We start from the raw sequence: 8843 nt of genomic DNA on the forward strand, positions 1-8843 counted from the left end.
GCTCGTCTCAGTACCTGAAGTACGCAACCCCGGCGCAGTTCGCTGCGCACACCGTCGGTGTAGTCGCGAATGCCCATTGAACGTTCGGGTCGGTTCCGCGAGGATCCCAGGTGGCGATCGGCCCAGCGACCCCGGTCGGGAGAACCCCGAACGTTTCTGGAGGCCGCTGACCGGTGACGACGAACTTGGGGGACGGCGTCGACAACGCGTTGCGGTCGGTGACCACGCGGTAGAAGACCGTCGGATTCGAGTACCACGGCGGCTTTTGGGTTCCCGCGGCCTCGACGACCGGCATCCCGGCGTCGAATGCCGCGGTCAGCACCCCCTGCGTGAGGCCCCCAGGCAAGGTCGGCAGCGTAGGCGCTGAAGACCCCGAAGACAGCGGCGGCGGCGCGGGCGGGGGATTCGCCCCTGCGGCCGGCGCTAACGCGATCTCCATTCCCAAAGCCAGTGCGGACAACGCAAATACCCGTCGGCCAGCTATGACCATTCCATTCCCCCTGAATCGATCGATATCCAGTGATGTTTCAACGGCTGCAAGGAACATGAGTCAGTATTCGGCTCCGCCGGGAAGGCGTATGCGAGCTAGGACGAAAGCGCGCCGAAGAAGTTCCATGTGTCCACGGCCAACTGCACGACTGGTGCGAGGACGGCGCGAAGGAAGTCGGCGACCGGCAACGGTAGACCACCCAGCGGGTCGAACCCCGGCGGGCTCGCATTCGCCACGCCGCCGCCGAGCAGCACGAGCGCACCGACAAGTCCCACCGTGATCGCAGCTCTCATCTTCGTCATGCACAGTTCATCGCGCCGTACTGGACGGTCGTTACCTGGAGGACCAGGAGGTGTTCACCAAAGGTGGTTCATCATGGGCTGCAGGAGGATTGGATAGGGCGACCGGTCGGCAATCACGCAGCGAGGGCTCCTGATCACACAGATCTGGGCACGCTGACGTGCAGCTAGGGCGCGACCGCGGAACGCTGGAAGCGCTCGGTCCAGTCTTGCCGACGTTCGTCAAACAGGACGCCCGGTCAGTGCAGAATGGGAGTGCCGGGGCGACATCTCGAATAGGTTTGCCGGGTGGCGGAATTTGGGGGGCCTGATCCTGCATCCTTCGACCCGGAAACGGGCGACCGAGTCGACGACGATCCGCGCGAGACGACGGAATCGGCGGCGCCGAAACCGCGGCGCCGATCCGGTTGGCACGAACTGCCAATCCTCATCGGCGTTGCACTCGTGCTCAGCTTCCTCCTTCAGATGTTCGTGGGCCGGGTCTACCTGATTCCCTCGGAATCGATGGAACCGACATTGCACGGCTGCGCGGGATGCACGGGCGATCGGATCGTGGTGGACAAGATCGCCTACCGCTTCGGCGACCCGGAACCGGGCGACGTCGTGGTCTTCGAGGGGCCGCCGTCGTGGAACACGGACTATTCGTCGCGGCGGTCGGGGAACCCCGTGCTGCGCGGGATCGAGAATGTCGGCTCGGCAGTGGGTCTGGTGCCGCCGGACGAGAACGATCTCGTCAAACGTGTTGTCGCGGTGGCCGGACAGACGGTGCAATGCCGGCCCGGCGACGAAGGGCTGAAAGTCGACGGGAAGACGCTGGTCGAGCCGTACATCGACAGCCGTACATCGCCCCGCAACGGTGTCCCGTGCCAAGGGGTGTTCTTCGGCCCGGTGGTGGTGCCGGACGCCAGCGTGTGGGTGATGGGCGACAACCGGGCCAACTCGAAGGACTCGCGATTCCACATGAACGACGACCTGGGAGGTGCGGTCCCGGTGTCGAACATCATCGGCGAGGTGCGGCTCATCGTCCTTCCGCCATCACGGTGGGGAGTCGTGCACGCCGTCGACCCGCAGCGCTAGGCGGGAGTCGGTCGGCAGAATCTGTTACTGCGACTACGGGGGAGTGGCGGTCTACACCGATGACAGCTACTCGTCGACCGATCCCGCGTGCCCGGACACCCGCCCGGGCTCGGGGGCCGGCACCTCCGGCTATCCCTACGACCCGAGCCAAGACCGCGAGGGTGACGGAGTCGTCAGCGGCTACGAGAGATGCGGGACCCTGTGCGGTGAGGACCCCACCAGCGGCGAAACCCAACTGCAGTACCTCTGCCAGCAGGGAACCGTCACCGGGCGATCCTGCGAGGGCTACTGACCCCGGGTGCGCGGCATCTCAGGTGGGGACGCCGTTTCTGCAGGCCCGGCGATGAAGAGGTGCGCCGGGCCTGCACTGCAGCAGTGGGGGCGTCGGCCTGTATCGCCCACGGACGACACCGGTCAACTCCAGGACGCCGGCCGCGGCCCCGCGGCTGTCCACCCGCCTTGCGTCCTTCGCTGCGAATCAGATCAACCCCGGGGCCGTTGGGCGGAAACGGTCAGTTCAGGCGGCTGAGCAGATCCACGCGCTGGCGGGATCCGAGGCCGCTCAGGCGGCGGGTCTCGGCGATGCCGAGTTCGGTGATGATCTCGCGGGCGGTGACCTTGCCGACGCCCGGGAGCGATTCCAGGACGTAGAGCACCTTGGTGCGGCCGACGAGCTCGTCGGTGTCGGCACGCTTCACCACGTCGTCGAGGGTGATCGACCCGGCCTTGAGCGATTCACGGAGCTCGGAGCGTGCGCGCCGCGCGGCCGCAGCCTTCTCGAGTGCTGCAGCGCGCTGTTCGGGGGTCAGGGTGGGCAGTGCCATCAGGATGTCCTCTCGTCTGGCTGCCGGGCACGGACGGTCCGGCAGCATCGCACGGACCGTAGCGGGTGCTACTGACACCTCGACGGTCCGATCGCCGCCACGCAGCGCGTCGTCAAGGCGGACTGGGACAACGTCAACGTCAACGGCGGCGCTATTGCTCTCGGGCATCCCGTCGGAAGCACTGGCGCTCGACTGATCACCACAGTGCTGCACGAACTCGAGCGTCGCGGGCCACCACTGCGTTGATCGCGATGTGCTGCGGGGCGCTTTGGCGACCGGGACGATCATCGAACGTCTCCAGTCGGTCTCACGAATGAGAGAGATGGATGAGATGGGAGAGATGGCGGGATGTTCGCCGATGGCGATTCATCCTGGGCTGCATGCGCATTGGAAGGTTGACCAGTCGGTGGTCTCGTTCCACTGTGGCTCCTGATCACACAATCTGGATAGTTTCCACATCGTCGCGGTCGGGGAGTCCGATTGTAAGAATCGCCGCGCCGAGGCAGTTCGGCCGATCGACTCCGGGCCCCAGTCGTCGAAGCGTTGTGAATGCGGGGGGAGCGAGCTCTGTCGCAGAGCTCAGCGCAGCCGCTTCGTGAGATGGACCAATGCGTAGCCGGCAGGAGTCGGAGTGCGATGGGTTTCCTGGTATCCGAACCGGGCGTATAGCCGGAGATTGCCGACGCTGCGTTCGCCCGTGAACAACTGCAGATCGGTGACCGACTCAGGTAGACGATTCTCCACGAGTTCGAGCAGCCGACTGCCCAGCCCTCGGCCCTGCGCATCCGGGGCCACGACCAGCCTGCCCAACTCGGCCAAATGCGAATCAGCCGTGGAGCGGAACACGCGCACAGCAGCGACGAGACGATCGGCATCGTCGCGCAACCCGATTGCAGTCACTTCGGGCCGGGACAGCTCGCTCGTCAACTCGTCCAGTGACTGCGTCAACGGGGGAAGGTTCAGGTCGCCGTGGGCCTGTGCCTCGGTCACGTAAGCAGCACGCTGCAAGGTGAGCAGTTCACCCGCATCGTTCACCGTCAACGTCGCAGCCGATTCCATGGGCGCAACTATTGCAGGTCCTCGCCCGCCAGTACCCACATGCGAGCGGAGCGGGGCGAGTGAAGAGCAGGCGCGGCCAGGCCTGCAGCCAGACCAGAGAGAGGGATGGATCGAGACCGGTCGGCCAGCGAGACGGCCGGCGAGGCAGCAGAGGAGACCGGCCGGGCATTGGTACATGGACGCGTGGACGCCGTGCACAGAGAGAGAAGGGGTGTTCACCAATGTCGGAGCGTGCTGGGCTGCATGCGAACCGGATAGGTTGATCAGTCGGAAATCACACTTGAGAACGGCTCCAGATAACACAAATCTGGATGAGTTCCAGGGTTCATGTCGGTTGAAGTCCGTTGGGCCCAGGTTCCCTGGACTGACATTCAGGAGTGTCGCTGGAACGCCTGTGCTGCCCTCCCGTTGTCGAGATGCGGGAAGGGGCAACGGAACGCACGGTCGATTTGCCGAAACTCGGTCATGTTGAATGAATCGACCAAAGTAGTTGAACCCCTACGGGTTCGACGATTCTGCGCATGTCGTGCTGGATCTGGACGAGGATTATCACCTCGCCGGGTAGGGCTGACCCCAGGTTCCGCGCGCGGGAGTTGACTAGGGTGTCAGCGTGACGTACCCGTGGTCGGGGCGAAGAACTGCTAGTAGGGGCTCGGGTGCTTGAAGGAGTCGATCGATCGTGGATGACATCGAACCTATGAACATGATCGAGCAGGAAAGCCTCGAGCTGGGTGGCCCTCATCGCTACTGGATGTGGGCGACGAGCGTGACCATGTTCGTTGCCGGGTTCGTTTCGATCCTGCTGGGCTTTCCATGGTGGAGCGCCGTGTTGATTCTCGTGGTGGCTGTTGCGATTTGGGCAGCTGGGGAGCGCTTCCTTGTTTCGCGGTGGAAAGGCCAGCTCCGACAGCAGTAAAGGGCACCGAGAGTGACGCCGGCGGGGCCAGTCATCTTGACCACACTGCTCCGGAGTAGACGTTGTCCCACGGTGCCGGTGGCGACGGGATACGGTGGCGATCAGAAGCAGATGAGGGGACATCAGATCCATCAACCCACTTGACGGGGAATGACTTTCAGGGAGATCGCCCGAACCTGGGTTCGCCATCAAAGAGCGCGCCTCGCCTGGAGCATCCCTATCCAACCTTCGCGGCGGCCATTTTCTACATCAATCTGCGCATCAACTAGACGCACGGCATCGAGTACCGGGACATGTCATCTCCACAGCTCAGAGCAGTGAACGACCCGACGCCCGCCAGCGGCGGCGAGTAGGTCGCCCACAACCACGAGGGGAAGCCGCCAGATGCGCAACGCGCTAGCACTGCTCGGCATCGCGGCCGGCCTCGTCGTCTACACCGCTGCGTTCTTCGTCAATGCCCCGATCGAAGTGTGTATCTCGCAGCCGATCATCCCGCCATCGATGCTGGCCGGTGGCGACCCCGTCGTGGCGTCCCCCGCGCTCTTCCAGAAGGCCTGGGTTGTCATCGTCGCGTCGCGCTGTGAACTGACCTTCCCCGCTACGGGCACTCACGTCTCGACTCTCGTCATCGAATGGGGCCCGTCAGCACTCGCCATCGCCGGCCTGATCGGCGCAGCATCGTCGCTGTGGATCTGGCTCAGATACCGGCGCAGCGAAGCATGAAAGAGCCGGCAAGCAGGGCGCTGCCGGTGCTGTGGCAGCCTGGCGGGATGGCATCGAATGGTCGACGCTTGTCGCCACTGTTTGGCGCGATGATCACGCTGTGCGTGTTGAGCGCTGTCCTCGTTGATGTGCCGGGGATGGCAATCGCTGGCTGGACACTGGTGTTGATTCTTGCTGCAGCGTGGATGGTGACAATGGTCCGATCCCGGAATTCTTCTGAGGAGAGGTGATCAGCGAAAAGTCGATGGGCAATCCGCAAGTTGATCTTCCCAAATCCTGTAGCGCCGCAACCAGTATTGGACAAACCAACGCTGGAAGATAAGGGGAACGCCGACATTGCTGCCCTGAGCAGCCCCGAGGTCCACTGAGTCGACAATCGTACGGCTTTGCGCGACGAGGATGACGATTGTCTCTCTTCAGAACATGTTGGGCCAGGTCGGTTAGCGTGTGGCGATGCGCGCAGCTGTGAAGGACCACCGGAAACTCGTCGTACTCGGGTTGGTGTTCGTGGTCGCGGTCGGGGCGCTCGTGACGCTCCTTCGCACGGACCGTTCCCCGACCGGCGGTGAACCGCCTGCCGGCGCCGAGCGTTCCGTCGTCACCACCTCACTCGATACTGCGCCGCAGCTCGCCTGGACGCTCGACGTCGGACGGCTCACCGACAACACCGGTGAGGTCCTGTTGGCGATGCCGTATCAGCTCGGCGCCTACTACGGCTACGGCGGAGTTCTCGACGGCGGTGACCTCGTCATCGCCGCCACCGCCGTGCCCCTCCCCGAAATCGCGGGGGAGTCCGGTCGCCCGGTCGGCGCCGTCACACTCGTCGGGGTCAACCCGACGGACGGATCCCCGAAGTGGAAGACGCGGGTCGGCCACGTAACTCAATGCAGTCCGATGGTGGAGGGACCGGTCATCGCGTGCTGGGAGGCCCGCCGGATAGCTTTCGTGGACACCACATCCGGGACTCTGCTGGCCGAACTCGGCACCGACTTCGACTTCAACGGCGCACAATTCAGCGGCGACACCGTCTACCTGTCGGGTTCCACAACGGACCGCGGATCCACGACATCGGTGCTCACCAGCGGAACCGTCACCGACCTCACCGCGTATTTCCGGCACACCTTCGACACCCCCGGTGACGCCGCCTCGATTTACGCGGTGCCCGACACCGGCACGATCATCGGCCAGACGCGGGGCCCGGGGGATCCGCAGTACCACTTCACCGTCTTCGATCTCGACTCCGGGGCCGAGCGGTTCACCTTCGACGGCGATTCGCTCCAACCGGTCGGGGATGGCCTGTTTCTCGTCAGTCGCGGCTCCCGGTCGGGGACGGTCGGCACGCAGGACCTCCTCGCGTCCGACGGCTCACCTGTCCGCGCGATTCCCATTCCCGCGTTCGGCGCACAGATGTACCCCAGCAAGACCTCGGAGGCGGCGCCGATGTTCTTGGGCGACGGCGCGTACGACCCTGTGACAGGCGACGAACTGTGGCGGAGCCCTGCGCTGGTGCAGGACAGCGGGGCTGGCAGGACCAGTTCCCTGGCTGCACTCGTCGGAAGCACCGCACTGGTCACCTCGCCGGACTCGAAAACCATCACGGGCCTCGACGTGGCGACGGGCGAGCAGATGTGGCAAACACCGTGGGAGGACGCGTACTGGGTGCGCGGCGGAGCCACCGACGGCGAGTACTTCGTGTTCGGCGACTACACCGGCACGCATGCGATCCGGGCGAGCGACGGGACGATCATGTGGTCGCTTCCTCTGCCGGACGGCGCCGATCCTCGGCAGGTTCAGGTGTCGAGCGCAGGGGGCAGCCTCATGACGTCGTGGCTCGACCACGTGACCGTCTGGAGGTAGCTGCAGCGATGCGCCACCCTACGAGATCGTTCCGGGCACCGGGCGAATAAGCTCCCTGCCCGGCGGTCGCGCTTGACGGCAGCGAGGGTGGCCGGCCACTCTGTGCGCTTCGCCCTGATCGCCCCAGCTTTCAATGACGGCAGTTTCGTTGTTGCCCTTCCTGATCGGCGGCAATGTCGCGCATGTGTTCCGCCAGCGGTCCGTGGTCGCAGTCGTTGGAGCTTGCACCTGCCCACCGCTCGCTCTTCGAGAGGCATCGGGGCCGGACATTCATTGCTTGTCGACGAACGACTCACAGTCGATCTGACCTGAGACGCGTACCAGGATCGGTTCTGCGTCGATGCTGGCCGCGTTGCCGGTCACCTCGAACGTGACCATGGGGTCGTGGTCGTTCGCGGTCATCGTGGCGCCCTTGCCGTCCTCTGCGCTCAGGCGGAATTGGCGGCCCTGCTTGTCCGAGAAGACGACGATCACGGACGGCACGGAGGGCGAGCCATCGGGGTACGGGGAGGCGTCGGGGACATGGACGCCGACCTCGAAATCTCGTCCGGGGGTTTCACCACCGGCGTCGTAGTCCGCAAAATCGCTGGTCTTCGCAGTGAAACTGCGGGCGGAAACGGTGTGAGGGCCGGTGTAGCGGATACATTCCGGGCTCGCTTCGGGCGGAAGGGTGACCTTCTCGGGCCAAGCTCCGCTGACCTCGAGCCATGCTCCGCTCGGCGGGCCGGCGACCGGCGTCGGCGGTCGCGGATCGTCTGGCTGTTGAGGCGCCCCGCATCCGGCGATCACCACTGAGATGGTCGCGAGTATTGCCGACACAGTGACGTACTTGTTCCCACCCTGCATGACCGCCACGGTAGGCGATCGGATTCACCGTGTGCAGCTGGGTGCCCCCGCCGGGAGAGGCAAATACCTGAAACCGGTCCGAGGCCTGTGGAGGAGTCGCTTTCGGCCACGCCGCCACACTTGTAGCACTCGTTCGAGCGCGCGCGTTCGTTGCCGCAGTTGACGATGCCGCGCCTGCGGTCGACCTGGCTGACCTATGTGCTGGCCGATTGTGCTGTGGCGGAGATCTTCTCGGACGGCCGGTATCCGGAGAGGCAAGGGCTTCCACGGATGGACTGGAAGTGTTTCACCTAATGCGGGAGATGCGGTGCGCCATGGGGATTGGCTGGCTTGACCGGTCGGACCAGTCCCCGCAATCCCGTACCTCTGAGGAAATGTCACCCGAGTCTCTTGCTTAACAAGCTAGCGGTCGCTAGCTTGTTAAGCATGAGTGCGGTGGAGAGACGAAGCCTAGTACTTCGAGGCGTGCTGGACCTTTGCTTATTGGCATTACTTAGAGAGCGGCCGGTGTACGGCTACGAACTGACAGAGCGACTGGCCGAGCAAGATCTGCTCGTCTCTGGAGGATCGGCCTATCCGTTGCTGGCCCGCTTGGAGAAGGCCGGCCTCGTGGTTTCCGAGAAGCGGCCGTCGCCGTCAGGGCCGCCGCGGAAGTACTACTCGCTCAGCGAGATCGGCGTGAATGCGCTTGCGAGTGGCACTTCGGAGTGGCTCGCAGTCTCCACCAGCGTCACCTCACTACTGCAGTCACC

11 protein-coding genes and 1 pseudogene are annotated in these 8843 nt (G+C 64.5%); 7 read left to right on the top strand and 5 right to left on the bottom strand.

From position 1 onward, the window contains the following. Window positions 1-7: 7 nt before the first annotated feature. The gene (locus AC1DWC_RS21775; RefSeq protein WP_477911419.1) at window positions 8-346 is read right to left on the bottom strand and encodes a hypothetical protein; all 339 of its coding nucleotides are present in this window, start codon (window positions 344-346) and stop codon (window positions 8-10) included. Window positions 347-585: 239 nt separating this feature from the next. Next, complete coding sequence (locus AC1DWC_RS21780) at window positions 586-792, bottom strand: hypothetical protein (protein WP_477911421.1); 207 nt, start codon at window positions 790-792, stop codon at window positions 586-588. 285 nt (window positions 793-1077) lie between these two features. Here AC1DWC_RS21780 and lepB point away from each other — a divergent pair, with 285 nt between their 5' ends. Both lepB and AC1DWC_RS21790 read left to right on the top strand, forming a co-directional pair. Continuing rightward, a complete protein-coding gene (gene lepB / locus AC1DWC_RS21785) occupies window positions 1078-1866 on the top strand; it encodes a signal peptidase I (RefSeq protein WP_477911423.1) in 789 nt (262 codons plus the stop codon). Window positions 1867-1909: 43 nt separating this feature from the next. After that, window positions 1910-2158: a hypothetical protein gene (locus AC1DWC_RS21790; RefSeq protein WP_477911425.1), complete on the top strand. Its 249-nt coding sequence runs from the start codon at window positions 1910-1912 to the stop codon at window positions 2156-2158. Between the two features lie 220 nt (window positions 2159-2378). On the opposite strand, the gene mihF is transcribed toward AC1DWC_RS21790, so the two are convergent. After that, a complete protein-coding gene (gene mihF / locus AC1DWC_RS21795) occupies window positions 2379-2690 on the bottom strand; it encodes an integration host factor, actinobacterial type (protein ID WP_477911427.1) in 312 nt (103 codons plus the stop codon). A 75-nt stretch (window positions 2691-2765) separates the two neighbouring features. On the opposite strand from mihF, the pseudogene AC1DWC_RS21800 reads away from it, so the two are divergent. Continuing rightward, window positions 2766-2988: pseudogene (locus tag AC1DWC_RS21800) on the top strand (steroid 3-ketoacyl-CoA thiolase); the annotation flags it as partial. Between the two features lie 281 nt (window positions 2989-3269). Here AC1DWC_RS21800 and AC1DWC_RS21805 read toward each other — a convergent pair. Then, window positions 3270-3749 (bottom strand): GNAT family N-acetyltransferase, encoded by a 480-nt coding sequence (locus AC1DWC_RS21805; protein WP_477911429.1) that lies wholly within the window; start codon window positions 3747-3749, stop codon window positions 3270-3272. A gap of 679 nt (window positions 3750-4428) precedes the next feature. Between AC1DWC_RS21805 and AC1DWC_RS21810 the strand changes: the two genes are divergently transcribed. The 3 genes from AC1DWC_RS21810 (at window position 4429) to AC1DWC_RS21820 (ending at window position 7245) form a co-directional block, all read left to right on the top strand. After that, entirely contained in the window at window positions 4429-4665 is a 237-nt protein-coding gene (locus AC1DWC_RS21810; protein WP_477911431.1) for a hypothetical protein, read from the top strand. A 384-nt stretch (window positions 4666-5049) separates the two neighbouring features. Beyond that, window positions 5050-5388: a hypothetical protein gene (locus tag AC1DWC_RS21815; protein WP_477911433.1), complete on the top strand. Its 339-nt coding sequence runs from the start codon at window positions 5050-5052 to the stop codon at window positions 5386-5388. Window positions 5389-5841: 453 nt separating this feature from the next. Next, entirely contained in the window at window positions 5842-7245 is a 1404-nt protein-coding gene (locus AC1DWC_RS21820; RefSeq protein WP_477911435.1) for an outer membrane protein assembly factor BamB family protein, read from the top strand. 270 nt (window positions 7246-7515) lie between these two features. On the opposite strand, the gene AC1DWC_RS21825 is transcribed toward AC1DWC_RS21820, so the two are convergent. Further along, entirely contained in the window at window positions 7516-8100 is a 585-nt protein-coding gene (locus AC1DWC_RS21825; RefSeq protein WP_477911437.1) for a hypothetical protein, read from the bottom strand. A 417-nt stretch (window positions 8101-8517) separates the two neighbouring features. Here AC1DWC_RS21825 and AC1DWC_RS21830 point away from each other — a divergent pair. Beyond that, on the top strand, window positions 8518-8843 hold a 326-nt coding region (locus AC1DWC_RS21830; RefSeq protein ID WP_477911439.1), incomplete at its 3' end, for a PadR family transcriptional regulator.

Source organism: Rhodococcus sp. P4_C10, from assembly GCF_056402135.1.

Bases quoted from the DNA above. Each gene is read 5' to 3' on its own strand.
- AC1DWC_RS21780 (WP_477911421.1), bottom strand. From the start codon at position 792: ATGACGAAGATGAGAGCTGCGATCACGGTGGGACTTGTCGGTGCGCTC.
- mihF (WP_477911427.1), bottom strand. From the start codon at position 2,690: ATGGCACTGCCCACCCTGACCCCCGAACAGCGCGCTGCAGCACTCGAG.
- AC1DWC_RS21805 (WP_477911429.1), bottom strand. From the start codon at position 3,749: ATGGAATCGGCTGCGACGTTGACGGTGAACGATGCGGGTGAACTGCTC.
- AC1DWC_RS21815 (WP_477911433.1), top strand. From the start codon at position 5,050: ATGCGCAACGCGCTAGCACTGCTCGGCATCGCGGCCGGCCTCGTCGTC.
- AC1DWC_RS21820 (WP_477911435.1), top strand. From the start codon at position 5,842: ATGCGCGCAGCTGTGAAGGACCACCGGAAACTCGTCGTACTCGGGTTG.